This window comes from Streptomyces sp. NPDC052109 (genome assembly GCF_040680195.1).
Lineage (GTDB): Bacteria > Actinomycetota > Actinomycetes > Streptomycetales > Streptomycetaceae > Streptomyces.
This window is the reverse complement of record NZ_JBFAWF010000018.1, coordinates 61,171-85,311: the sequence shown is the minus strand read 5'-3', so window position 1 is coordinate 85,311 and position 24,141 is coordinate 61,171. Positions and strand designations below refer to the sequence as shown.

The following is a 24,141-nucleotide window of genomic DNA, read 5'->3' as shown; positions in this document are numbered from 1 at the left end:
GGCCGTGCGGCAGGCACGCTCGCGGTCCGGTCCTCCGGTAGCGGTGCTCCTCGGCGCTGGCCGTCCGGCAGTGGTGCCCCTCGGCCGGGCCGTCCGGCAGGCACGCTCGCGGTCCGGCCCTCCGTTAGCCGCGCTCCCCGGTCCGGTGGCCCCAGCCGCTCCCGCTCCGGCAGCCCCAGCCGCGCTCCCCGGACACGCCGCCCGCGGTGACTACCGTGGTGATCGCTGTCCGCGTCCTCGCCCGCACCACACACAACCGCCACGTTTCCCCGGGGCCCTCGGTCGCCCCGAGCTCCCGCCGACCTCTTCATCCACAGCCTGTGGACAACGCTCGGCCCGCTGTCGGCGGCGCATGGCACGATCGACGGTGTGACCAGCACTGCCAGTACGGTCGAGAGGGCCTTCCGGGCCGCCCTCTACGACGACACCGACACCGGCCTCGACACGGGCGCCTCCCTGATCGCCGCCGACCCCGCCGCGGATGCCGAACTCGCGCGACGGGGCGGGGAGTTCGTGGCGACGGCCTGGCAGCGGGGCTGGCAGCCCGCCGACGTCGTACGGCTGGTGCGGCGGGAGCTGGAGGACGCGCATGTGCGCCTGGCCGCCGCGCTGATCCGGGCGCAGGCCGGGCGGGACCGTCCGCGCGGACGCCGCTGGACCGCCCAGCTGGCGGACCTGCCCGAGGCTCCCGCCCGCGAGGCCGACCGTTTCTCGCAGGCCACGACCGCGCTGGAGCTGTACCGCCTGCTGTTGCGCCTGCCCGCGCTGGAGCCCCTGGAGGAGGAGCACCGCCGCGCCCCCGGCCCGGCCGCCGCCCGCATGCTCGCCCGCATCCGCGCGCTGCTCGCCAAGGCCGAGGCGACCGGGTACCCGGAGGAGGCGGAGGCGCTCAGCGCCAAGGCGCAGGAGCTGATGGCGAGGCACAGCGTCGACGAGGCGCTGCTCGCCGCCGGGGCGCCCGCGCCGGACGCGCCCGGTGCCTGCCGGATCGGGGTCGAGCCGCCGTACGAACAGGCCAAGGCCGTCCTGCTCGACGCCGTGGCCGGCGCGAACAACTGCCGCGCGGTGTGGAACGAACCGCTGGGGTTCTCCACGGTCGTCGGTTTCGAGGCCGACCTGGAAGCGGTCGAGCTGCTCTACACCTCGCTGCTGGTGCAGGCCACGCACGCCATGACCAAGGCGGAGGCCGCACAGAGAGCCGGCGGGCGGAAGCGAACCAAGACCTTCCGGCAGTCGTTCCTGGCCGCCTACGCCCACCGCGTCGGTGACCGGCTCGCGGCCGCCGCCGAGACCCAGGTCAGCCAGGACCTGCTGCCGGTCCTCGCCACCAGGGAAATAGCCGTCACCGACCGGCTGGAGCGCATGTTCCCCGAGACCACCACCACTCGGCTGCGCGGGGTGAGCGACGCGGCCGGCTGGGCGGAGGGCGCGCGGGCGGCGGACCGGGCACAGGTCAGAGCGCGCCCCCGACTGGAGTGAGCCCCCGGCCGGGGTGAGCCCCGCCTCGGCTGAGTCCCCGGTTGGAGCGGGCCCGCCACCCGCTGGAGTCGGCCTCAGGCCGGCGGCGGTGTCAGTCGCCGACCTGCTGGAAGGCGGTCACGGAGGCGTTCGGGCCGCTCGCGCCGGTCTGGGCGGCGACGGCGCCGTACGACCAGGGGAAGCTGCGGGAGGCGCTGGTCCCGGGCAGGGTGATCTTCACGGTCCTGGCGGCCAGCGCGGTCTTGTCGCCGTCCTTGCCCCGTACGTAACTGATGGTGAACGACGCCGAGTCGCCCTTGGCGAGCTTCAGCTTCTGCGGCTTCGCGCCCTTGAGCGCCGGCACCTTGGCCTCGGTGCTGCCGGTGTTCAGCAGGACGCCTGCGAACTGGTCCAGGGTGCAGGCCTTGCTCTGGTTGGTGATGCTGACGGGGATCTCCCCGGTGTCACCGGCCTTCGGCGCCACGCTCGCCGACCCGATCTGCACGGACACACCGCCGATCTCGCAGGCCGAGCTGTTCTTGCGGGCGCTCTTGCTCCCGCTGTCATTGCAGGCGGTGAGCAGCAGGGCGGCGGCAAGGGCCGTGACGGTGAGCGGAATGGCGCGCATGAGCAGGTCCCATCGAGGTCGTGTCGGTGCTTCTGCATCATGGCGCCTGCGCACCGGCCCTGTTCGCCCACCCCTGCGAAATCACCGCTTCAGGTGGCGTTCCTCCGCGGGCTCACACCGGTCACCGCTTCGACTTGCTCGGCAGCGCCGACGGCAGCTTGCCGCCCTCCGCCTTGGTGTACGTCTCCTGGCCGGTCCTGCCCGACCAGCTCACCGTCATGTCCTTGGCGCCCACCGAGTCGACCATGCCGGTGACCCGGTCCTTGTTGCCGTCGGGGCAGGTCAGATGGATCATCTGCATCCCGGACTCCTCGCCCGCGGCGCCCTGGCACCAGGCCTTGCGGCCGGTCACGAAGAGCCCGGCCTTCTTCCCGGTGATCACCAGTGCCACGATCTTGCCCCCGCTCGTGGTGATCCAGCTGCCCTGGAGCTTGTCCGAGGCACCGGTCACGGCTGCCGCGCTGGAGGAGGAGGCGGAGGAGGCGGTCGCTCTCGGTGTCGCCGGGGAGGCGGTCTTGTCGCCGCCACCGCCACCGCCCCCGCTGCACGCGGTCAGCGCGGCGAGCGCGCCCACCAGTCCCGCGGCCACGGCCGCGGTCCGCGCCCTTGCAGTCGCAGTAGTCGCAGAAGTCACCGGAAAGCTCCCAAGCTGTAGCGGCCGGCCGTCCTCGGCCGGGATGGCCCGCAGCAAGCAGCAAGCTACCAGCAGGTACCACATGCACATCCGGACGCTGTGCAGGAATCCGTTGTGAGCCTGCTCGCGCAGGTTCACCGGCCGGCCCGGAAGGCGTACCGGAGGCGCGCGGGCGGCGGCCACCCTGTCGTGCCGGTCGTGGGCCGCGCGCACCCGTGGCGCCCGCGTCACACGACTGGCGGCAAACCTCTCGCGCAAGATCGTCCGCTCTCGGGACTCCAGCCGCTGGTGAAAAGTCATAGGTAGGCGATTCCCTACGTTTGACTCGTAGGGAATCGCCTACCTATTGTCGTACCCATGAACATCACCCACGCCTCCTTCGTCACCCTCCCCGTCACCGACCAGGACCGGGCCCTGCGCTTCTACCGGGACGTCCTCGGCTTCGAGGTCACCGCCGATCTGCGGATGCCGCCGGGGCGCTGGCTCCAGGTCGCGCCGAAGGGTGCGCAGACCGTCTTCACGCTCTCCGGGCCGGACATGGGCGGTTTCGAGCCCGGTTCGGCGCAAGGGATCATGTTGGTGACGACCGATGTCGACGCCGACTGCGCGGCGCTCGCCGAGGCGGGCACCGAGGTGCGCGGCCCCGACGAGTACCCGTGGGGCCGCATGGCCGCCTTCCGGGACCCGGACGGCAACGGTCTGATGCTGCTCACGGAGGCTCACCAGGAGGAAGGTCCGCGATGACCGCAGCCGGGGCCCGCGCGGCCGCCGCCGAGGACCGCGTCTTCGCCGCGCTCGCCAACGCCACGCGCCGCGAGGTGCTGCGGCTGCTGCGCGAGCGCGGACCGCAACCCGTGCAGGCCCTGGCCGACCACTTCGACATGCGCCGCCCGAGCCTCTCGGAACACCTCAAGGTGCTCCGGGAGGCCGGCCTCGTCTGCGAACAGCGCGCCGGGCGGCAGCGCATCTACAGCCTCGAGGCCGCCCCGCTCGCCGAGGTGCAGGACTGGCTGCACCCGTACGAGCGGTTCTGGCGCGACCGGCTGAAGGGTCTCGGCGACCTGCTCGACCGGCTGCCCGACGATGACCAGCGATGAGTACCGAACCCGCCGACGACCTGACCACCATCCGCGTCGACCAGTTCTTCCCGCACCCGCCCGCCAAGGTCTGGCGCGCCCTGACCGACCCCGACCTGCTCGTGCAGTGGCAGATGCCCGGCGCCGAGGGGTTCCGGCTGGAGGTCGGCCACCGGTACCGGATGACCTCCGTCCCGCGTCCCAACGCCCGTTTCTCCGGGGTCGTGGAGGTGCGGGTCCTGGCCTACGACATCGAGCGGATGCTGTCCGTCCGCTGGGCCGACGCCGATCCGGCCAATCCCGCGGACTGGACCATCACCTGGACCCTGGAACAGGAAGGGCGCGGTACGCGTCTCTTTCTAGTGCACGAGGGGTTCGATCCGGACGACCCGGCTCAGCTGATGGCGCGGAAGATCATGGACGGGGGATGGCGTGGGCATGTCCTGCCCGCTCTGGGGCAGGTGCTGGAACAACTTCGGTAATGCGCCCCGGTTTCGGCGAAGGATGCGGCCGCACAGGTCGCGGGGTCACTTCGGTAAAGCGGACGTCAAACCTGTAACCACGGGAACACCCCCCGTGCACGTGCATTTGCTCATGCATCTGCATGTGAACGGGGTTATGATCCGGGTCAGTTGACCACAGCATCTATGGCCACACCAGCCAGTGCACCACCGGGGAGCGACCTGTGAACCGCGATGTTGACGGCGTGTACGGGGGGTACGACGTGTACAACGGCATTGCTGCCGCGCAGCTGTCGGGAGTGGCCTGGCAGAAGAGCAGGCACAGCAACTCGCAGGGTTCCTGTGTGGAGTTCGCGCGACTGCCCGGCGGTGAGGTCGCGGTGCGCAACTCGCGCTTCCCGGACGGCCCGGCGCTCGTCTACACGCGCGCGGAGATCGAGGCCATGCTCCTCGGAGTCAAGGACGGCGAGTTCGACCACCTGATAGCGAGCTGACCCACGGGCGGAGGGCCCCCGGGTGGCAACGATGTCGGACGCGGTGGAAGAGGCGGTGCGACGCGCGTAGAAAACGGGCGCCCGTCGATGCGTGTGGCGTCAGCCGGCCGGCCGCAGCCGGAACAGCGCCCAGACGACCTTGCCGTCGAGCGTGCCCGCGAGGGGGTGCCAGCCCCAGCTGTCGGCGAAGGAGTCGACCAGGAACAGTCCGCGCCCGGACTCGGCGGAGAAGTCGTCCGAGTCGCGCGGCACCGGCGTCTCGTGGCTCGGGTCGCGCACCGCGCACACCAGTCGTTCGGTCCAGCGCAGCAGGTGCAGCCGCACGGGCGCGCTGTGTTCGGAGCAGCCCGCGCCGGACGGTACCGCGTGGCGCAGGGCGTTGGTGACGAGTTCGGAGACGACCAGACATATGTCGTCGAAGCGGTCGCCGACGTCCCACTGGTCCAGGGTGGAGCGGCTGAAGCGCCGGGCCTCGCGCACCGCCTCGAAGCGGGCGGGCAGGGCACAGGAGGCGGCATCGGACACGGCCGTGGGATCCAGCGGCGGAAGGCCCTGCCGTAACGGCTTGAGCATGGTCGATCCATTCGTCCCCATGCGAGGCACTCCCGGGAATTCGCGGTCGTTGCGATGCAGCGGTGGCGCGGCACCATGGTTTCGGATGCGCAGAGCAGATGCAAGGGCAGATGCACGTGCACGCGACCGAAATAGCCCTGCCCGTACCGCTTCTTGGCCATTTTTTCCGCCATCTTCTCTGCGGTTGTCGCCAGAGGTCCGGACCTCTTCCCGGTCGCACCCCGGCAGAAACGGCCCACCTCTTTCCGTTTCCGTAACCGGACGAGTACTGCTCGAAGTGTTTTAGTGGCAGACTGCGGGCCCTGAAGACGGTTGGGGAGGCTGGCGAAAGTGAGCGCGGGAGAGCCCGGATCGGTGGTGCGGCGGATGCTGCTCGGCTCGCAACTCAGGCGGCTGCGTGAAGCTCGGGGGATCACGCGCGAGGCGGCGGGGTACTCCATCCGTGCCTCCGAGTCGAAGATCAGCCGGATGGAGCTGGGCCGGGTGAGCTTCAAGACCAGGGACGTGGAAGACCTGCTGACGCTGTACGGCATCACCGACGATGCGGAGCGCGAGTCGCTGCTCTCCCTCGCCCGTGAGGCCAACGTGGCCGGCTGGTGGCACAGTTACACCGACGTCCTGCCCAGCTGGTTCCCCACTTATGTGGGACTGGAGGGCGCCGCGTCGCTCATCCGTGTCTACGAGGTGCAGTTCGTGCACGGTCTGCTCCAGACCGAGGAGTACGCCCGCGCGGTGGTCCGGCGCGGCATGAAGGGCGCGAGCCCCGCCGATGTCGAACGCCGCGTCGCCCTGCGCCTGGAGCGGCAGAAGCACCTGTTCGCGGACGGCGCCCCCGAGTTCCACATCGTCCTCGACGAGGCCGCCCTGCGCCGCCCCTACGGCGACCGCACCGTGATGCGCGGCCAGCTCCAGCACCTGATCGACATCTCCGAGCGGCCCAACGTACGGCTGCAGGTCATGCCGTTCAGTTTCGGCGGGCACTCCGGGGAGAGCGGCGCCTTCACCATCCTCAGCTTCCCCGACGCCGATCTGTCCGACGTCGTCTACCTGGAGCAGCTGAGCAGCGCCCTGTATCTGGACAAGCGCGAGGACGTCGCCCACTACGAGCAGGCGCTCAAGGAGCTCCAGCAGGACAGCCCGGGCCCCGGCGAGAGCAGGGACCTGCTCCGCGGCCTCCTTCAGTTGTCTTGAGAGGACGCCCTCAACTCGCTTGAGACACAAGTACGATGACGTGTGATCAGGCATGGCGTGAATCTGGTGTCCGCTAGCGATTGAGGGATCACATGTCGTCCTACTTCACCGACCTGGCCCAGCAGTACATCGACGGCGAGTGGCGTCCGGGCACCGGCTCATGGGACGTGATCGACTTCAACCCGTACGACGACGAGAAGCTGGCCTCCATCACGGTGGCCACGGTCGACGAGGTGGACCAGGCCTACCGGGCCGCCGACCGTGCCCAGAGGAAGTGGGCCGAGACCAACCCTTACGCCCGCCGCGCGGTCTTCGAGAAGGCGCTTCGGCTGATAGAGGACCGTGAACAGGAGATAGCCGACCTGATCATCGCGGAACTGGGCGGCACGCGCCTGAAGGCCGGTTTCGAGCTGCACCTCGCCAAGGAGTTCCTGCGCGAGTCGATCCACCTGGCGCTGCGCCCCGAGGGCAGGATCCTGCCCTCACCGACCGACGGCAAGGAGAACCGCGTCTACCGGGTGCCGGTCGGCGTCGTCGGGGTGATCAGCCCGTTCAACTTCCCCTTCCTGCTGTCGATCAAGTCGGTCGCCCCGGCGCTCGCGCTCGGCAACGCCGTGGTCCTCAAGCCGCACCAGAACACCCCGATCGCCGGCGGCACCCTGATCGCGAAGATCTTCGAGGAGGCCGGGCTGCCCGGCGGCCTGCTCAACGTCGTCGTCACGGACATCGCCGAGATCGGCGACGCGTTCCTCGAGCACCCGGTCCCGAAGGTCATCTCCTTCACCGGCTCCGACAAGGTCGGCCGGCACGTGGCGACCGTCTGCGCGGCGAACTTCAAGCGCTCGGTGCTCGAACTGGGCGGCAACAGCGCACTGGTGGTCCTGGACGACGCCGACATCGACTACGCCGTGGACGCCGCGGTCTTCAGCCGGTTCGTCCACCAGGGACAGGTCTGCATGGCCGCCAACCGGGTCCTCGTGGACACCTCCGTGGCCGAGGAGTTCACCGAGAAGTTCGTCGCCAAGGTCCGCACGCTGAAGGTCGGCGACCCGCGCGACCCGCAGACCGTCATCGGCCCGGTGATCAACTCCCATCAGGCGAGCGCCGTTTCCGGCGCCGTCGAGCAGGCGATCGCCGAGGGTGCCACCCCCCTGGTGCGGGGCGGCGCGTCCGGCAACCTGGTCGAGCCCAGCGTGCTCACCGACGTACCCGCCGACTCCACCCTGCTCCAGCAGGAGGTCTTCGGCCCGGTCGTCTTCCTCATCCCGTTCGACGGCGAGGAGGAGGCGCTCCGCATCGTAAACGACACGCCGTACGGACTCAGCGGTGCCGTCCACACGGGTGACATCGAGCGCGGCGTGGCCTTCGCCAAGCAGGTCGACACCGGCATGTTCCACGTGAACGACGGCACGGTCCACGACGAGCCGATCGTGCCCTTCGGCGGCGAGAAGCACTCCGGGATCGGCCGCCTGAACGGCGAGACCACGCTGGAGTCCTTCACGACCGTCAAGTGGATCTCCGTGCAGCACGGCCGCAGCGCGTTCCCCTTCTAGACCCACTTTCCCGGAGCTGCGGCCCCTTGCGGACAGAGGCTGACCGCAAGGGGCCGTAGCGTCGTCGGTGTCAGGGGCGGACGCCCCCGGCTACGGAGACGAAAGGCGGTCGGCCATGGTCATGCACGTACCGGCGGAGGCGCAGGGCGACGAGCGCGGGGCACTGCTCGCGTTCATCGAGGAGCAGCGCGGCGGGATCCGCCGGGCCCTGCTCGGACTGACCGAGGAACAGGCCCGCACTCGCCCCAGCGCCAGCGAGCTGTCGCTCGGTGGCCTGCTCAAGCACGTCGCCGAGGTCGAGCAGGGCTGGATCGCGCGCGCCAGGCAGGAGCCGCCGGCGATCCAGCGGGACCAGTCGAACTGGCACGAGACCTTCCGGCTGACCGGCGAGGAGACGGTCGCCTCGCAGCTGGCGTACTGGGAGCAGGTCGCCGCCGAGACGGAGAAGTTCATTCGGTCCGCGCCGAGCCTGGACGACACCTTCCCCCTGCCGCCGGACCCGTGGTTCCCGCCGCAGGGCCGGGTGTCGCTGCGCTGGCTGTGCCTGCACCTGATCCGCGAGACGGCGCGGCACGCCGGCCACGCCGACATCATCCGCGAGTCCCTGGACGGCAGGACCGCCTTCGAGCTGGTCGCCGAGGAGCAGGGCACCTCCTGGGGGTGACCGCGGGGCGGGCGGCCGTACGGCAATAGCCTGGACCGCATGTCAGCGATCCGTCTCCTCGCTGGGTGCGGTCCGCCAGCACGGGCGGGCCCATGGCTACCAGGTGCGGGGCGACCTGGAGAAACAGATGGCCAAGCAAGGGCTGCTGCACGCGCACGAGATCGCGCCGTCCACGGCCGGCGGCCCGCCGCGCACCGAGTACGAGCTGACGGACGGCGGCACCGAGGAGTACTTCGCCCTGCTGCGTGACGCGCTGGTCACCTACGACCAGCGCGGCGACGTCAAGGCGGCCGCCGGCGGCTTCATGGTCGACCTGCCGAGGGCCGAGGTGGTGGCGCTGCTGCAGGAGCGCACGCGCCGCATCGAGGCGTGGCGTTCCTCGGTCACCGAGCACTACGTGCCCGAGGAGGGGCCCGAGCGGCTCGGTCACATCGGCGAGATCATGAACATGTGGGTGCGCACCGCGGACTGCGAGGCCGAGTGGACCCGTGGCCTCGTCGTGCGCCTCGAGAGCGGCGCCTACACCTTCGCCGGCGAGGACGACCCGTTCGTCGGGGTGCTCGCCGAGGACGAGGAGAACCCGTACGCGACGGGGGAGCGGCTTCCGGAGGACGACCGCTGATCCAGGACGACGCTGGTCCTCCCGCTCATGCTCCTGCCTGCCCGTGGCCGTGCAGATCCTCGTCCGGCCGGTCGGCATCCCGTCCAACGCCCTCGCTGCCCGCGACCCCGTGCCGCACCGGCTCGGCACCGCCGTCCGGTGGAACCCCTGTCCCGGACGGCCACGGCGGCGAGCCGGGCCACTCGCGCGCCTGGCCGTCAGGGCGTGGGTCAGTGGTGGAAGCCGGTGGCCGCCTCCTTGTCGCGGGTCAGGGGATGCGGCTGCCGGTGCAGTTGGGGCAGCAGGCGGCTCAGGTCGTCCAGGAACAGATCGGCCAGGTCGTGGGAGAAGCCGTTGCGGCAGACCACCCGCAGCACGGACAGGTCCTGCCGGTTCGCCGGGAAGGTGTAGGCGGGCACCAGCCAGCCGCTCTCGCGCAGCCGCCGGGAGACGTCGAAGACGTCGTACGCCGTGACGTCGTCGGTCGTGGTCAGCGCGAACACCGGCAGTTGGTCGCCGTGCGTGAGCAGCCGGAAGTCACCGAGGGCCGCGATCTTCCGCGCGAGCGAGGTCGCCACGTCCCGCGTCGACTGCTGCACCGCGCGGTAGCCCTCGCGGCCGAGGCGCAGGAACGTGTAGTACTGCGCCACCACCTGCGCGCCGGGCCGGGAGAAGTTGAGCGCGAAGGTCGGCATGTCCCCGCCGAGGTAGTTGACGCGGAAGACCAGCTCCTCCGGCAGCGCCTCCTTGTCCCGCCACAGCGCCCAGCCGACCCCCGGGTACACCAGCCCGTACTTGTGCCCCGAGGTGTTGATCGAGGCCACGCGCGGCAGCCGGAAGTCCCACTCCAGGCCGGGGTCCAGGAAGGGCGCCACCATGCCGCCGGACGCGCCGTCCACGTGCACCGGGATGTCGAGCCCGGTGCGCTCCTGGAGGGCGTCCAGGGCCGCGCACAGCTCGGCGATCGGCTCGTAGGAGCCGTCGAACGTCGAGCCGAGGATGCCGACGACCCCGATGGTGTTCTCGTCGCACAGTTCCGCTGCGGCCTGTGGGTCCAGATGGAATCGGTCGCCCTCCATCGGCACCTGCCGGGCCTCCACCTCCCAGAAGTTGCAGAACTTCTCCCAGCACACCTGGACGTTGATGCCCATGACCAGGTTGGGCCGCGCGCCCGGATAGCGGTCGGCGTTGCGCTGCGCCCACCGTCGCTTCAGCGCCATCCCGGCGAGCATGCAGGCCTCGCTCGACCCGGTCGTCGAACAGCCCACCGCGGCCGCCGGGTCCGGGGCGTTCCACAGGTCGGCGAGCATCGCCACGCAGCGCCGCTCGAGCTCGGCCGTGCGCGGGTACTCGTCCTTGTCGATCATGTTCTTGTCCCGGCACTCGCCCATCAGCACCCCGGCCTGCGGCTCCATCCAGGTGGTGACGAACGTGGCCAGGTTCAGCCGGGAGTTGCCGTCCAGCATCAGCTCGTCGTGCACCAGCTGGTACGCCGTGGAGGGGGGCAGGGGTGCGTCCGGGAGCCGGTGCGTGGGCGGGGCCTCGGTCATGCCGCCGACCGGATTGGCCTCCCCGTAGAACGGGTTGACCGACATCGTCCGCTCTTGGCGTTTGTCGGGACCTTGGTGCAGGGCCATGAACGTGCCTCCAGGAAGGTTTCAGCGGACTGCGGCGCCGTCCGGCCGCAGTTGCATCTGCGGGCGTCCCGTCACCAGCAGCCAGGCCGGCAGCGACGCGATGCACAGCAGGGCGAGGACGCCGGGCGAGGCGACCAGCGCGGCGGCGGTGAACAGACTCACCCAGCCCTGCCGAGTGATCGCCAGGAGCATGCCCAGGACTGCCGTGGCCACGCCCACCGCCGGATGCACGGCCGGAACGACCGCGTGGGCGCACAGTCCCAGGGCAGTACCCACGAAGACCGCCGGGAAGATGCGGCCACCCCGGAAACCGCAGGTCGCGGCGACGAGCAGCGCGGCGAGCTTCACCACGGCCATCCCGGCGAACCGCCCCGCCGACCAGCCGTCCGGGTGCCGGGCCAGCTCCCCGACCTCGGACAGCCCCTTGAAGAGCGTCAGATGGCCGCCCAGGGCCCCCAGGGCGCCCAGTACGGCCCCGCCGGCCGGAAGCGTCAGCATCGGGTGGCGCAGCGTCCGGAAGGCCGCGTGGACGTACGGGAAGGCGTACACCGCACCCATGCCGAGCACCGCGGCCGCCGGGGCGATCACAAGGGCGGCCAGCAGGTCCCCCGCGTGCGGGTGGCCGAACGGCGGCAGCCCCAGGTCGAACGTGGGATGGGCGACCAGGGTGGTCGTCACGGCCCCGCACGTGCCGGCGGTCAGGGGCGCGAACAGGTTGTCCCACAGCCGGCCCTCCATCGGGTGTCCGGCCAGCGCCTCGGAGATCACCAGCGCCGCCGCCACCGGCGTGCCGAACAGCGCTCCGATCGTCGCCGACTCGGCCAGCACCGGCCACAAGGTGCCCGGCGTCCGGGGCATCAGACGCATGCCGAGCCAGGTCGCGAGGCCCACGTTCACCGCGATGACCGGGTTCTCCGGGCCGAGGCTCGGGCCGCCGGCCAGCATCAGCCCGGCCGCCAGCACCAGGCCCGGCAGCACGACCGGCCGCAGGACCGGGGCGGTCAGGCTCAAAGTGGCCGGGTCGGGCCCGGCGTGCCCGGGCGCCTTCCACACCACCAGCCCGACCACGAGCCCCGTGGCGATCAGCATCACGAACATCCACAGCACCGAGTAACGGCCCACTCCGAGCGCGTCCGGCAGCGGCCCCCACAGCACGTGCTGGAGCTGCTCGGCCGCCGTGCTCAGCCCGACGAAGACCAGGCTCGCGGCCACACCCACGACCGCCGCGGGCAGGATGAACGGCAGCAGAGCCCGTGCCGGGGCCGCGGAAGCGGTCGGGGGCGCCTGCTGCGCGGAGTCCTGGGCCACGGGCTCACCATAAACGGACAAAATGCGCAGAACATCCCAGACATCGCGAACGAGAACCGGCTTGCACCTCACGTCACGTGAGGCCTCAGCGTGGACGGCGTACCGACCGAAGGAGCGGAAAAGTGAGCTACTCCGTGGGACAGGTCGCGGGGTTCGCCGGGATCACGGTGCGCACCCTGCACCACTACGACGAGATCGGCCTGCTCGCGCCCGGCGAGCGCACCCACGCCGGCCACCGGCGCTACACCGACGCCGACCTCGACCGGCTCCAGCAGATCCTGTTCTACCGGGAGCTCGGCTTCCCGCTCGAGGAGGTCGCGGTCCTGCTCGACGACCCGGACGCGGACCCGGGCGCACACCTGCGCCGCCAGCACGAACTGCTGACCGCCCGGATCGAGAAGCTGCAGAAGATGGCCGCGGCCGTGGAGCACGCCATGGAGGCACGCAAGATGGGCATCAACCTGACCCCGCAGGAGCGGTTCGAGGTGTTCGGGGACAAGGACCCCGAGCAGTACGCCGAGGAGGCCGAGCAGCGCTGGGGCAACACCGAGGCGTACGCCGAGTCGCAGCGCCGGGCCGCCACGTACACCAAGGAGGACTGGAAACGCATCCAGGCCGAGGTCGACGACTGGGGCCGGCGGTACGCCGCCCTGGTCGCCGCCGGCGAGGAGCCGGCCGGCGAGGCGGCCATGGACCTGGCCGAGGAACACCGGCAGCACATCAGCAGGTACTTCTTCGACGTCCCCTACGAGATGCACCGGTGCTTCGCGGAGATGTACGTCTCCGACGAGCGTTTCAAGGCGTTCTACGACTCCATGCGCCCCGGTCTCGCCGTGCACCTGCACGACGCGATCAAGGCGAACGCCGACCGGCACTCGGCCGCCTGACCACCCCTGGCCCGGGGGCTCACTCCCGGGCCAGGACCACCGCCGTACCGTAGGCGCACACCTCCGTGCCCACGTCCGCGGCGTCGGTCACGTCGAAGCGGAACGCCAGCACGCCGTTGGCGCCACGCGCGCGTGCCTGCTCCACCAGGCGCTCCCTGGCCTGGTTGCGGGTCTGCACCAGCGTCTTGGTGAGCCCCTTCAGCTCGCCGCCGATCATCGACTTCAGCCCGGCGCCGATCTGGCTGCCGAGGTGCCGCGACCGTACGGTGAGCCCGAAGACCTCGCCGATCACCTGCTGCACCCGGTACCCCGGTACGTCGTTCGTCGTCACGACCAGCACGTCAGGCTGGGGTCCCTGGCCGCCGCCGTAGTCATCGAGTCCCATGAGTCACAGCTTTCTCCCAGTCATCCCACAGTGCATCCTGGGGACACCGGTGGAACCTGGGGCGGACACATCACGTTGATAGCTTTGTGCGGCCGTCCGCCGAACAACAGCCGCCGTAGCCGCCTTCACCCCCTCAGGAGCCCGGACCCGTGATGACACTCGCCCTCGGACCGAGCTGGCTGGATCCGAACAACCTCCTCGACTCGTTCGGCATCTGGGGCCTGCTCCTCGTCGTCTTCGCCGAGTCCGGCCTGCTCATCGGCTTCTTCCTGCCCGGTGACTCGCTGCTGTTCACCTGCGGTCTGCTGATCACGTCCCACCAGATGGACTTCCCGCTGTGGGGCGCGATCGGGCTGATCTGCCTCGCCGCGATCCTCGGCGACCAGGCGGGCTACATGTTCGGCAGGAAGGTCGGCCCGTCCCTGTTCAACCGCCCGAACTCCCGCCTGTTCAAGCAGGAGAACGTCACCAAGGCCCACGAGTTCTTCGAGAAGTACGGCCCGAAGTCCCTGGTCCTGGCCCGCTTCGTGCCCGTGGTCCGCACGTTCACGCCGATCGTCGCGGGCGTCAGCGGCATGAAGTACCGCTCGTTCCTGACCTTCAACGTCATCGGCGGCGTACTGTGGGGCGCGGGCGTCACCCTGCTCGGCTCCTGGCTCGGCAAGATCGGCTTCGTCAAGAACAACATCGAGGCCATCCTCATCCTGATCGTCCTCGTCTCCGTGGTCCCGATCGCGATCGAGTTCCTGCGGGCCCGCGGCAAGGAGAAGAAGGCCGCGCAGTCCGCCCCGCAGGCCCCGCGGCAGCCCCAGGCGCCCCAGTACCCGTACCCGCCGGCCATGGACACCGCCACCGCCCAGCTGCGCCGCATAGAGCCGGAGCAGCCGTACGGGCAGCAGCCGCAGCAGGATCAGCAGCAGTACTGGAACCAGGGTTACGACCAGCAGCAGTATCCCGACCACCAGCGGTACCCGCAGCAGCAGTACGACCGGGGGCAGTACGCGGAGCACCAGTACGGGCAGGACCAGTACGGGCAGAACCAGTACGGGCAGAACCAGTACGAGCAGAACCAGTACGAGCAGAACCAGTACGAGCAGAACCAGTACGAGCAGAACACGTACCCCTACGGCTACCGTCAGCAGTAGCCGCGGCCCGGGGGGCGGCTAGAAACCCCGAGTCCGCTTGGCGGCCCGCCGCTTCCCGGCGGGACCCACCCGCAGGAACAGCCGGAAGACCTCCGAGCCCAGATTGACCCCGATGGCGATGGCCATGGCCAGCGACGCCGCGTTGGCCAGCGACACCAGCCCCTTGTCCACCTCGTTCTGGGCCATGTTCAGCAGCCCGAAATACGTGGCGGAGCCGGGCAGCAGCGGCCCGATCGCCGCCGTCGTGTAGGGCAGCGCCGAAGCGAACCGGTAGCGCGACAGCAGCTGACCGAACAGGCCCACCAGCCCCGCCGCCACCGCCGTGGACGCCACCGGCGAGATGTCGCCGACGTAGTGCATCGCGCCGTACACCGTCCAGGCCACGCCCCCGTTGAGGGTCACCCAGAGCACGGTCGACCGCTCCTGCTGCAGCAGTACCGCGAAGGTCAGCGACAGCAGCATGGACGCCGCGATCTGGATCAGCGGCCGCTCGTTGATGATGAGCGCCGCGTCCGGGTTCAGCTTGCCGCCGAGCTTGACGCCGAAGTACAGGACGACCAGCACGCCGGCGACGATGCCGACGAAGAAGTACAGGACCTCCAGCAGGCGGGCCGCAGCGGTGATGTAGAAGCCGGTCAGGCCGTCCTGTACGCCCGCCACCAGCGCCCGCCCGGGCAGCAGCGCGAACAGCCCACCGGTGACGACGGCGGACGCCTTCACGTCGACGTCCGCCAGCGCGAACGCCACCCCGATCGCCGCGGGCGGCATCGCGGCGACCGTGAACTGGTAGAACTCCGGCAGCCCGCGTCCCGCGCACAGCCAGGCCAGCCGGTCGCCCAGCATCGCGCCGACGGCGGCCGCGACGAACACGATCAGGTCGCCGCCGACCAGGACGGAGGCCGCGCCGGCGAGCAGACCGCTGGCCAGGGTCAGTGCCCAGCCGGGGTAGGGATGGCGGTTGCGGCGGATCTCCGCCAGCCGCCGGTAGGCCTCCTCGAGGGAGACATGGGTCTCCGGGTCGGTCAGGTCGTCCACCAGCTGGAACACGGCCGCCAGCCGGGTGTAGTCGGTGCCCCGCCGCCGTACCGTCCGCGACGCCGTGACCGGGTCCTCCACCAGCGACGGCTGGTGCGAGATGGACAGCAGGGTGAAGGTGACGTTCGGCTCGCAGCGGTCCAGGCCGTAGGAGCGGCACACCGCGAACATCGCGGCCTCCACGTCCTCCGCGCCCTCACCGCCGGCCAGGAGCAGCTCGCCGATGCGCAGGGTCAGGTCGAGCACGCGCGGGACCGCCGGGCCGCCCTCCTCCTCGCGCTGCACCGGCTCCGGTGCGGGCCGCTCGGCCACCGGCATACGCAGCATCGTGCGCATCCGGTCCTGCCACGGCGCGTCCTTGACCAGGCTGACCAGCGGCACTCCGGTGGCCGGCGTGAACGCGGACAGGCCGTCCTTGGCGCCGTAGGTGCGCGGCGGGGTGAACGCGGACCCCTCCGGCTCGGCACTCGGCGGCTGCGGGGCCTCCAGCCCCTCCGGCACGGCGAACTCCGACGTGGTCTCCGGCTCACCGCCGCCCTCGGAGACCTCGATGCCCGCGGGGATGGCGAACTCGGACGTGATCTCCGGGTCGTACCGCGCCTCGTCCGACCGGGGCTTGCGGTCCTCCGCCTCCATCACCTGGCAACGCTCCCTGAATGACACCTTCCGTATGGCTCAGTATGCGCACAGGTACCCGGCCGGGCCGCACACGTGCGTGGATGCGGAACGGGCCGCACGCGTGCGCGTACGGCCCGATCCGGTGAGCGTGGGGGCGTGGGGCTCAGTGGTCGCCCTGCTCCTTGAAGCGCTTGTACGACCGCTCGATCTCCGCCTCGGCGTCCGTGCGCCCCACCCAGTTCGCGCCCTCGACCGACTTGCCGGGCTCCAGGTCCTTGTACACCTCGAAGAAGTGCTGGATCTCCAGGCGGTCGAACTCGGACACGTGGTGGATGTCGCGCAGGTGCTCCACGCGCGGGTCGGTGGCGGGAACGCACAGCAGCTTGTCGTCGCCGCCCGCCTCGTCCGTCATACGGAACATGCCGATCGCACGGCAGCGGATCAGGCAGCCCGGGAAGGTCGGCTCGTCCAGGATGACCAGCGCGTCCAGCGGGTCGCCGTCCTCGCCGAGGGTGTTCTCGACGAAGCCGTAGTCGGTCGGGTAGGCGGTCGAGGTGAAGAGACGACGGTCCAGGCGGATCCGACCGGTCTCGTGGTCCACCTCGTACTTGTTGCGCGAACCCTTCGGGATCTCGATCGTGACGTCGAACTCCACCGGTGGCTCCTCCATGATCAGCACATAGTTCTGGTGGTTAAGTGTCCCTCACGCAGGTGTGTGATCGCGAAAGGGGCTGGTGGTCGTGCCAGAGCTGAGGCCTTGGCGGGCCGCGAGACCGCAGGTGGAGCGGATCGCGAAGGCCGTACGGCCGCGTCTGGCGCGGGCCGGGGCGGCCGCGAAGCCGCGGGTCGCGCGCTTGACGCGGGCCCTTCGGCCCGGGTTCCCGGCCCTGCACCCGCCGCGGCCGGGGGCCGTCAGGACGTGGCAGTACACCGCCGGCGCCGCCACCGTCGGCCTGGCGCTCGCCGCCGGTGTGGTGACCGCGGCAGGCCCCTGGGGCGCCGACGGTCAGCGTACGGCCGAGCGGGACCGCGCGGTCGCCCTGGAGCGATCAGGTGGCGCAGATCACGGCCGCTCCGGTACGGCGCCGGGCAGGCCCCGGCCCGTGCCGAGCGCCGGGCCCGTCCTCGCGGGCCTGGACGGCCCGTCGCGCGCCGCCGGCACCGAGACGGCCGAACCGGACGGAAAGGCCCTCTCCGAAGCCCTGGAGCCCCTTCTGGACGCCTCCGCGCTCGGCGGCAGCCACGCGGCCGCCGTCGTCGACGTGGCGACCGGCAAGCGCCTGTACGCCGCCGACGCCGGCGAGGCACTGACCCCCGCCTCCACCACCAAGATCGCCACCGCCACCGCCGCCCTGTCCGCCCTGGGCCCCGACCACCGCTTCACCACCCGCGCCGCCTTCGAACCCGACACCGGCGAACTCGTCCTGGTCGGCGGCGGCGACCCCACCCTCACCGCCCGCAAGAAGACCAACGGCTGGGCCGGCCTGCGCGACCTCGCGGCGGACACCGCGAAGGCGCTCGAGAAGCGCGGCATCCACAAGGTCACGCTCTCCTACGACACGACCCTGTACTCCGGCCCCGCCCTGCACCCCATCGGCGTCAACGACAACCTCGCGCCGGTCAGCGCCCTGAGCGCCGACGAGGGCCGCACCGACGACACGACCAGCGGACCGGCACCCCGCGTGAGCGACCCGGCGGAGGACGCGGCGGCCAAGTTCGCCGACTTCCTCGACAGCGCCGGTATCACCACCACTCCCCCCGGCCCCTCCAAGGCCACCACGCGCGCGGAGACCCTCGCCACGGTCTCCTCGCCCCCGCTGTCCGACCTGGTCGAGCGCATGCTGACCAACAGCGACAACGACATCGCCGAGGCCCTGGCCCGCCAGACGGCCCTCGCCAGCGGCGAACCCGGCAGCTTCGACGGCGGCGCCAGGGCGATCTCCGCCCGGCTCACCAAGCTGGGGCTGCCGATGTCCGGTGCCTCCTTCCACGACGGCAGCGGCCTCGACCGCGACGACCGGCTCACCCCCGACCTGCTGACCGCCCTCCTGGTCACCGCGGGCGACCCCGACCGCCCGGGCCTGCGCCCCGTCCTCACCGGCCTGCCCGTGGCCGGCTTCACCGGCACCCTGGCCGACCGCTACACCGACAGCGCGGCAGGCGTCATCCGCGCCAAGACCGGCACCCTCACCGGGGTGAACACCCTCGCCGGGACGGTCGTCGACGCCGACGGCCGCCTCCTGGCCTTCGCCTTCATGGCCTCCGGCACGACGGATCCCGTCGAGGCGGAGTCGGCCCTGGACAAGACGGCGACGGCACTGGCGGGGTGCGGCTGCCGGTAGCTTCTCCGGCCCGACACCCGTGGCCCCCGCCCACCGCACATGGCCTGCCCCAAGCGGGAACGGTCCCGTACGGTTGACAGCATGACTGGCTTCGGTGGCACCGCATCTCCCGGGATGGTCGACTGGAACCTCGCGGTGGCGACCGCGACGCGGCTCGTACGGCCGGGCCCCGACGTCAGCCGGGACGAGGCACGCGCCGTCGTCGCGGAGCTGCGCCGGCACGCCAAAGCCTCGGAGGAACACGTCCGGGGCTTCACGCGTATGGGCACCGACGAGATCCACGACACCCCCGTCCTCGTGGTCGACCGCCCCGGCTGGGTCCGCGCCAACGTCGCCGGCTTCCGCGAGATCCTCAAACCACTCCTGGAGAAGATGCAGGAACGGCGCGGAGGCAACCCCGCCGGCGCGGTCCTCGGCACCGTCGGCGGCAAGGTCACCGGCGTCGAACTCGGCATGCTGCTGTCGTTCCTGTCCTCCCGCGTCCTCGGCCAGTACGAGACCTTCGCCCCCGCCGGCCGCGACCTCCCCGCCGGCGAGAACGGTGGCGGCCGCCTCCTCCTCGTCGCGCCGAACATCGTCCACGTCGAGCGCGAACTCGACGTCGAACCGCACGACTTCCGCCTGTGGGTATGCCTGCACGAGGAGACCCACCGCACCCAGTTCACGGCCGTGCCCTGGCTGCGCGACCACCTGGAGGGCGAAATCCAGTCGTTCTTGGCGGAGACCGACGTCGACCCGATGACCTTCCTGGAGCGCATCAGGGAGGCCGCCCAGTCCCTCGCCGGAGGCCGCCCCGAGGGCGAGGAGGAGGACGGCGGCCGTTCCTTCGTGGATCTGGTGCAGACCCCTGCCCAGCGCGAGATCCTCGCCCGCCTCACCGCCGTCATGTCCCTGCTGGAGGGCCACGCCGACTACGTCATGGACGGCGTCGGCCCCAGCGTCGTACCGACCGTCGCCGAGATCCGCGAGAAGTTCCAGCAGCGCCGGGCCAAGGGCGCCTCCCGCCTCGACCTCGCCCTGCGCAAGCTGCTGGGTCTGGATGCCAAACTGAGGCAGTACCGGGACGGCGAACGGTTCGTACGAGCCGTCGTCGAGCAGGTCGGCATCGACGGTTTCAACCGCGTGTGGACCTCGCCCAACACCCTGCCCACCAAGGCGGAGATCGCCAAACCGGCGGACTGGGTCGCACGGGTGCACCGCAAGGCCGAGTCGTGAACGGCATGGACACGTCGTGAGACGAATCCGGCCGACGGCAGGCGAACGCCCCTCCAATCACCCGTCCGAGGGACCGTGAGCCATGCGTAGGCGTGCAATGCTCGGGGAACCGCCCGCTTCTGTCACCATCTACACACTCTGAGTGACCGGCTCGGGCTCACCCCCGAAAACTTCATGAAGGGAACCGGACATGGGTCCCCATCCTGCGGTCGCGGCGATACGCCTGGCGGTTCGCCGCGTCCTCCACGACATCCTGAACGACCACCAGACCTCCGGCCGGCCCGGCGGCCAGGTTCTCGTCGGCCCCGGCCGGCAGGCCTTCGGCGCGTACCCGGACCGGACGGCCGAGCGGCCCCCCTCCCCGCTGGTGCTCGTCGCCTGCTCCGGCGGCGCCGACTCCATGGCCCTCGCCTCCGCCCTCGCCTTCGAAGCGCCCAAGCTCGGCGTCCGCGCCGGGGGCGTCACCGTCGACCACGGCCTCCAGCCCGGCTCCGACCTCCGCGCCGACGAGGTCGTCCTGCGCCTGCGCGAACTCGGCCTCGATCCGGTCGAGTCCATCGCCGTCACGGTGGGCCGCGACGGCGGCCCCGAAGCCGCCGCCCGCGACGCCCGCTACGGCGCCCTCGACGCCCTGGCCGAACGCCACGGCGCCACCGCGATCCTGCTCGGCCACACCCGCGACGACCAGGCGGAAACCGTCCTGCTCGGCCTCGCCCGCGGCTCCGGCATCCGCTCCCTGTCCGGCATGGCCGCGGTCTCGGGGGCCGGCGGCCGTTACCGGCGCCCCTTCCTGACCCTCGACCGGCAGACCGCCCGCAAGGCCTGCATGGCCCAGTCCCTCCCCGTCTGGGACGACCCCCACAACACCGACCCCGCCTACACCCGCTCCCGGCTCCGGCACGAAGGCCTGCCCGCCCTGGAGAAGGCCCTCGGCAAAGGGGTCGTGGAGGCGCTCGCCCGCACCGCCCAGCTCTCCCGCGACGACGCCGACGCCCTCGACGCCTGGGCCAGCCAGGCCGAGCCCTCCGTACGCGACGCCGCGGGCCTGCTGGAATGCGCCAAGCTCTACGCGCTCCCGCCCGCCGTACGCCGCCGCATCCTGCGCCGCGCCGCCATCGAGGCCGGCGCCCCGGCCGGTTCCCTGTTCGCCCGCCACATCGAGGAAGTCGACCGCCTGATCACCGGCTGGCGCGGCCAGGGAGCCATCAATCTCCCGGGCAAAGTCGTCGCCCGGCGCCAGGGTGGCAGACTGGTGATTCGGCAAGGCTGAATCCCGGCCCCGCGGAGCGACCCTCCGTCGGTCGGCCCGGGCAGCCGGTGGCCGTGACCTACGGCCGTAAGTGCGGGACGACCGAAAGTGATGCGGGTGGACGCGAAAGACATGGGTGCCGACCTCCAGCAGGTGCTCATCACCAAGGAAGAGATCGACGCGAAGCTGAGCGAGCTGGCCGCGAAGATCGACGCGGAGTACGCGGGCAAGGACCTGCTCATCGTCGGCGTCCTCAAGGGCGCCGTGATGGTCATGGCGGACCTCGCCCGGGCGCTGTCCACCCCCGTCACCATGGACTGGATGGCCGTGTCCTCCTACGGCGCGGGCACCCAGTCCTCCGGTGTCGTGCGGATCCTCAAGGACCTCGACACCGACATCAAGGGCCGGCACGTCCTGATCGTCGAGGACATCATCGACTCCGGTCTGACCCTGTCCTGGCTGATCAACAACCTCGGCTCGCGCGAGCCCGCCTCCCTCAAGGTGTGCACGCTGCTGCGCAAGCCGGACGCCGCGAAGGTCGCCATCGACGTCGAGTGGGTCGGCTTCGACATCCCCAACGAGTTCGTCGTCGGCTACGGCCTCGACTACGCCGAGAAGTACCGCAACCTCCCGTTCGTCGGTACGCTCGCGCCCCACGTCTACGGCGGCTGAGCCGCACGGTGCGAGGTGTGAGCCAGTCGGCTCAAGCCTTGTAGGACGATCGGGAACCCCGGCGGGTTCCGCGCCGTTGAAGCATGCAGAGACGGGTTTCCCAGCCGTCGAAGCGGACTTCGTGCGGCTTCGGACCACCACGCTGGGGTACCGTCAGAAGAACTGTCTTATCAAACTCACTGTGGCAGGAGGGACGGGGCGGCACCGCTCCGTATGGATGGACGTGAAGCGATACTTCCGTGGGCCGGTCATGTGGATCGTGCTGGCCGTCCTTGCCGTGGTCGTGTTGATGCAGGTCGTCGGCTCGTCCGGCGGCTACAAGACGGTGGACACAGGCCAGGTCGTCGCGGCGATCAATGACAACAGGGTCCAGTCGGCCAAGCTCACCACGGGCGACGAGCAGACAATCAAGGTCACCCTCAAGGACGGCCAGAAGGTCGACGGCAGCACCAAGATCCAGGCGAGCTACATCGGCGACCAGGGCGTGACCATCGCCGGTCAGCTCCAGACCAAGTACCAGGACAAGCAGATCCCGGACGGCTACACGGTCTCGCCGTCCAAGCAGAACCCGTTCCTCGGCGTCCTGCTCTCCCTGCTGCCCTTCGTCCTGATCGTGGTCGTCTTCCTGTTCCTGATGAATCAGATGCAGGGCGGCGGCTCCCGGGTGATGAACTTCGGCAAGTCGAAGGCCAAGCTCATCACCAAGGACACCCCGAAGACGACGTTCGCCGACGTCGCCGGCTGCGACGAGGCCGTCGAGGAGCTCCACGAGATCAAGGAGTTCCTCCAGGAGCCGGCCAAGTTCCAGGCCGTAGGGGCCAAGATCCCCAAGGGCGTGCTGCTCTACGGCCGCCCGGGCACGGGCAAGACGCTGCTGGCGCGCGCCGTCGCCGGCGAGGCGGGCGTCCCCTTCTACTCGATCTCCGGTTCCGACTTCGTCGAGATGTTCGTCGGTGTCGGTGCCTCCCGAGTCCGGGACCTGTTCGAGCAGGCCAAGGCCAACGCCCCGGCGATCGTCTTCGTCGACGAGATCGACGCGGTCGGCCGCCACCGCGGCGCCGGCCTCGGCGGTGGTCACGACGAGCGCGAGCAGACCCTGAACCAGCTGCTCGTCGAGATGGACGGCTTCGACGTGAAGGGCGGCGTGATCCTGATCGCCGCCACGAACCGCCCCGACATCCTCGACCCGGCCCTGCTCCGCCCCGGCCGCTTCGACCGCCAGATCGCCGTCGACCCGCCGGACCTCCAGGGCCGCCTGGAGATCCTCAAGGTCCACCAGAAGGGCAAGCCGGTCGCGCCCGACGTCGACCTGGCCGCCGTCGCCCGCCGCACCCCCGGCATGACGGGTGCAGACCTGGCGAACGTCCTCAACGAGGCCGCCCTTCTGACCGCCCGCGGCGACCAGAAGCTGATCGACAACAGGGCACTGGACGAGGCGATCGACCGCGTGGTCGCGGGCCCGCAGAAGCGGACCCGGATCATGTCGGACAAGGAGAAGAAGATCACCGCGTACCACGAGGGCGGTCACGCCCTGGTCGCGGCGGCCTCCCCGAACTCCGACCCGGTCCACAAGATCACCATCCTGTCCCGCGGCCGCGCCCTCGGCTACACGATGGTGCTGCCGGACGAGGACAAGTACTCGACCACGCGCAACGAGATGCTCGACCAGCTCGCCTACATGCTGGGCGGCCGCGCGGCGGAGGAACTGGTCTTCCACGACCCGACCACCGGCGCCGCGAACGACATCGAGAAGGCCACCAACCTGGCCCGCGCGATGGTCACCCAGTACGGCATGACCGAGCGGCTCGGTGCCATCAAGTTCGGCGGCGACAACAGCGAGCCCTTCCTCGGCCGTGAGATGGCTCACCAGCGCGACTACTCGGAAGAGGTCGCCGCGCTGGTCGACGAAGAGGTCAAGAAGCTCATCGAGACCGCGCACAACGAGGCCTGGGAGATCCTGGTCGAGAACCGCGACGTGCTCGACCAGCTCGTTCTCCACCTGCTGGAGAAGGAGACCCTGGGCAAGGAGGAGATCGCCGAGATCTTCGCCCCGATCGTCAAGCGCCCGCCGCGGCCGGCCTGGACCGGCTCGTCCCGCCGCACCCCGTCCACCCGCCCGCCGGTGCTCTCCCCGAAGGAGCTGGCACTGACCAATGGCGCGAACGGCGCGACGGCCTCGATCAGCACGGTCAAGTCCACCGCCACGGAGTCGGCCCCGGTAACGGACCAGACCCCGGAGGACCGCCCGGAGAGCTGATCGCGTTTCGGCCATCAGGCCTGGAATGAACGCTGCGCCCACCAGGTTTTAGCCTGGT

23 protein-coding genes and 1 pseudogene are annotated in these 24,141 nt (G+C 70.7%); 16 read left to right on the top strand and 8 right to left on the bottom strand.

Annotated features, from left to right (window positions below; genetic code table 11):
- Positions 1–369: 369 nt before the first annotated feature.
- Entirely contained in the window at positions 370–1,479 is a 1,110-nt protein-coding gene (locus tag AB0L59_RS30045) for a DUF2786 domain-containing protein (RefSeq protein ID WP_365589710.1), read from the top strand.
- A 91-nt stretch (positions 1,480–1,570) separates the two neighbouring features.
- Here AB0L59_RS30045 and AB0L59_RS30040 read toward each other — a convergent pair whose 3' ends face one another.
- Together AB0L59_RS30040 and AB0L59_RS30035 are read right to left on the bottom strand one after the other, a co-directional pair.
- Positions 1,571–2,086, bottom strand: a complete 516-nt coding sequence (locus AB0L59_RS30040; RefSeq protein ID WP_365589708.1) for a DUF4232 domain-containing protein — start codon at positions 2,084–2,086, stop codon at positions 1,571–1,573.
- A gap of 121 nt (positions 2,087–2,207) precedes the next feature.
- Positions 2,208–2,675, bottom strand: a complete 468-nt coding sequence (locus AB0L59_RS30035) for a hypothetical protein (protein WP_365589706.1) — start codon at positions 2,673–2,675, stop codon at positions 2,208–2,210.
- A gap of 402 nt (positions 2,676–3,077) precedes the next feature.
- On the opposite strand from AB0L59_RS30035, the gene AB0L59_RS30030 reads away from it, so the two are divergent.
- From AB0L59_RS30030 to AB0L59_RS30015, 4 genes are all read left to right on the top strand, one after another.
- Positions 3,078–3,464, top strand: coding sequence for a VOC family protein (locus AB0L59_RS30030; RefSeq protein WP_365589704.1), 387 nt, complete (start codon positions 3,078–3,080; stop codon positions 3,462–3,464).
- Entirely contained in the window at positions 3,461–3,817 is a 357-nt protein-coding gene (locus AB0L59_RS30025; protein ID WP_365589702.1) for a metalloregulator ArsR/SmtB family transcription factor, read from the top strand. Before AB0L59_RS30030 ends, AB0L59_RS30025 begins: the two co-directional genes overlap by 4 nt.
- The gene (locus tag AB0L59_RS30020) at positions 3,814–4,278 is read left to right on the top strand and encodes an SRPBCC domain-containing protein (RefSeq protein WP_365589700.1); all 465 of its coding nucleotides are present in this window, start codon (positions 3,814–3,816) and stop codon (positions 4,276–4,278) included. The genes AB0L59_RS30025 and AB0L59_RS30020 overlap by 4 nt, the downstream gene beginning before the upstream one ends.
- Positions 4,279–4,481: 203 nt before the next feature.
- Complete coding sequence (locus AB0L59_RS30015) at positions 4,482–4,751, top strand: DUF397 domain-containing protein (RefSeq protein ID WP_365589698.1); 270 nt, start codon at positions 4,482–4,484, stop codon at positions 4,749–4,751.
- A 99-nt stretch (positions 4,752–4,850) separates the two neighbouring features.
- Here AB0L59_RS30015 and AB0L59_RS30010 read toward each other — a convergent pair whose 3' ends face one another.
- Positions 4,851–5,324, bottom strand: coding sequence for an ATP-binding protein (locus AB0L59_RS30010; RefSeq protein WP_365589697.1), 474 nt, complete (start codon positions 5,322–5,324; stop codon positions 4,851–4,853).
- Between the two features lie 366 nt (positions 5,325–5,690).
- Between AB0L59_RS30010 and AB0L59_RS30005 the strand changes: the two genes are divergently transcribed.
- The 4 genes and pseudogenes from AB0L59_RS30005 to AB0L59_RS29990 all read left to right on the top strand — a co-directional run bounded on the left by AB0L59_RS30005 (position 5,691) and on the right by AB0L59_RS29990 (position 9,354).
- Entirely contained in the window at positions 5,691–6,515 is an 825-nt protein-coding gene (locus AB0L59_RS30005; protein WP_365589852.1) for a helix-turn-helix transcriptional regulator, read from the top strand.
- A gap of 92 nt (positions 6,516–6,607) precedes the next feature.
- Entirely contained in the window at positions 6,608–8,068 is a 1,461-nt protein-coding gene (locus tag AB0L59_RS30000) for an aldehyde dehydrogenase family protein (RefSeq protein ID WP_365589695.1), read from the top strand.
- A 115-nt stretch (positions 8,069–8,183) separates the two neighbouring features.
- The gene (locus tag AB0L59_RS29995) at positions 8,184–8,732 is read left to right on the top strand and encodes a DinB family protein (protein WP_365589693.1); all 549 of its coding nucleotides are present in this window, start codon (positions 8,184–8,186) and stop codon (positions 8,730–8,732) included.
- A gap of 39 nt (positions 8,733–8,771) precedes the next feature.
- Positions 8,772–9,354, top strand: a pseudogene (locus AB0L59_RS29990) (PadR family transcriptional regulator).
- A gap of 209 nt (positions 9,355–9,563) precedes the next feature.
- On the opposite strand, the gene AB0L59_RS29985 reads toward AB0L59_RS29990, so the two are convergent.
- Positions 9,564–10,970 carry a glutamate decarboxylase gene (locus AB0L59_RS29985; RefSeq protein WP_365589692.1) on the bottom strand — a complete coding sequence of 469 codons (1,407 nt, stop codon included), beginning with the start codon at positions 10,968–10,970 and terminating at the stop codon, positions 9,564–9,566.
- A gap of 21 nt (positions 10,971–10,991) precedes the next feature.
- On the bottom strand, positions 10,992–12,278 hold the full coding sequence (locus tag AB0L59_RS29980) for an ion channel protein (protein WP_365589690.1): 1,287 nt from the start codon (positions 12,276–12,278) through the stop codon (positions 10,992–10,994).
- Positions 12,279–12,400: 122 nt separating this feature from the next.
- On the opposite strand from AB0L59_RS29980, the gene AB0L59_RS29975 reads away from it, so the two are divergent.
- Positions 12,401–13,165, top strand: coding sequence for a MerR family transcriptional regulator (locus AB0L59_RS29975; RefSeq protein ID WP_365589688.1), 765 nt, complete (start codon positions 12,401–12,403; stop codon positions 13,163–13,165).
- Positions 13,166–13,184: 19 nt separating this feature from the next.
- On the opposite strand, the gene AB0L59_RS29970 is transcribed toward AB0L59_RS29975, so the two are convergent.
- Positions 13,185–13,550, bottom strand: a complete 366-nt coding sequence (locus AB0L59_RS29970; protein ID WP_365589686.1) for a YbjQ family protein — start codon at positions 13,548–13,550, stop codon at positions 13,185–13,187.
- A gap of 149 nt (positions 13,551–13,699) precedes the next feature.
- On the opposite strand from AB0L59_RS29970, the gene AB0L59_RS29965 reads away from it, so the two are divergent.
- The gene (locus AB0L59_RS29965) at positions 13,700–14,695 is read left to right on the top strand and encodes a DedA family protein (protein ID WP_365589684.1); all 996 of its coding nucleotides are present in this window, start codon (positions 13,700–13,702) and stop codon (positions 14,693–14,695) included.
- A gap of 18 nt (positions 14,696–14,713) precedes the next feature.
- Here the strand turns inward: AB0L59_RS29965 and AB0L59_RS29960 are convergent, their stop codons facing one another.
- On the bottom strand, positions 14,714–16,369 hold the full coding sequence (locus AB0L59_RS29960) for a threonine/serine exporter family protein (protein WP_365589682.1): 1,656 nt from the start codon (positions 16,367–16,369) through the stop codon (positions 14,714–14,716).
- A 142-nt stretch (positions 16,370–16,511) separates the two neighbouring features.
- Entirely contained in the window at positions 16,512–17,003 is a 492-nt protein-coding gene (locus AB0L59_RS29955; protein WP_365589680.1) for an inorganic diphosphatase, read from the bottom strand.
- Positions 17,004–17,082: 79 nt separating this feature from the next.
- On the opposite strand from AB0L59_RS29955, the gene dacB reads away from it, so the two are divergent.
- The 5 genes from dacB (at position 17,083) to ftsH (ending at position 24,083) form a co-directional block, all read left to right on the top strand.
- A complete protein-coding gene (gene dacB, locus AB0L59_RS29950) occupies positions 17,083–18,690 on the top strand; it encodes a D-alanyl-D-alanine carboxypeptidase/D-alanyl-D-alanine-endopeptidase (protein ID WP_365589678.1) in 1,608 nt (535 codons plus the stop codon).
- Between the two features lie 81 nt (positions 18,691–18,771).
- Positions 18,772–19,905 carry a zinc-dependent metalloprotease gene (locus tag AB0L59_RS29945; RefSeq protein ID WP_365589676.1) on the top strand — a complete coding sequence of 378 codons (1,134 nt, stop codon included), beginning with the start codon at positions 18,772–18,774 and terminating at the stop codon, positions 19,903–19,905.
- A gap of 190 nt (positions 19,906–20,095) precedes the next feature.
- The gene (tilS, locus tag AB0L59_RS29940; RefSeq protein ID WP_365589674.1) at positions 20,096–21,175 is read left to right on the top strand and encodes a tRNA lysidine(34) synthetase TilS; all 1,080 of its coding nucleotides are present in this window, start codon (positions 20,096–20,098) and stop codon (positions 21,173–21,175) included.
- A 90-nt stretch (positions 21,176–21,265) separates the two neighbouring features.
- Positions 21,266–21,826 (top strand): hypoxanthine phosphoribosyltransferase, encoded by a 561-nt coding sequence (gene hpt / locus AB0L59_RS29935; RefSeq protein WP_365589671.1) that lies wholly within the window; start codon positions 21,266–21,268, stop codon positions 21,824–21,826.
- Positions 21,827–22,043: 217 nt separating this feature from the next.
- Positions 22,044–24,083 (top strand): ATP-dependent zinc metalloprotease FtsH, encoded by a 2,040-nt coding sequence (ftsH, locus tag AB0L59_RS29930; RefSeq protein ID WP_365589669.1) that lies wholly within the window; start codon positions 22,044–22,046, stop codon positions 24,081–24,083.
- The last annotated feature ends 58 nt before the right edge of the window (positions 24,084–24,141 follow it).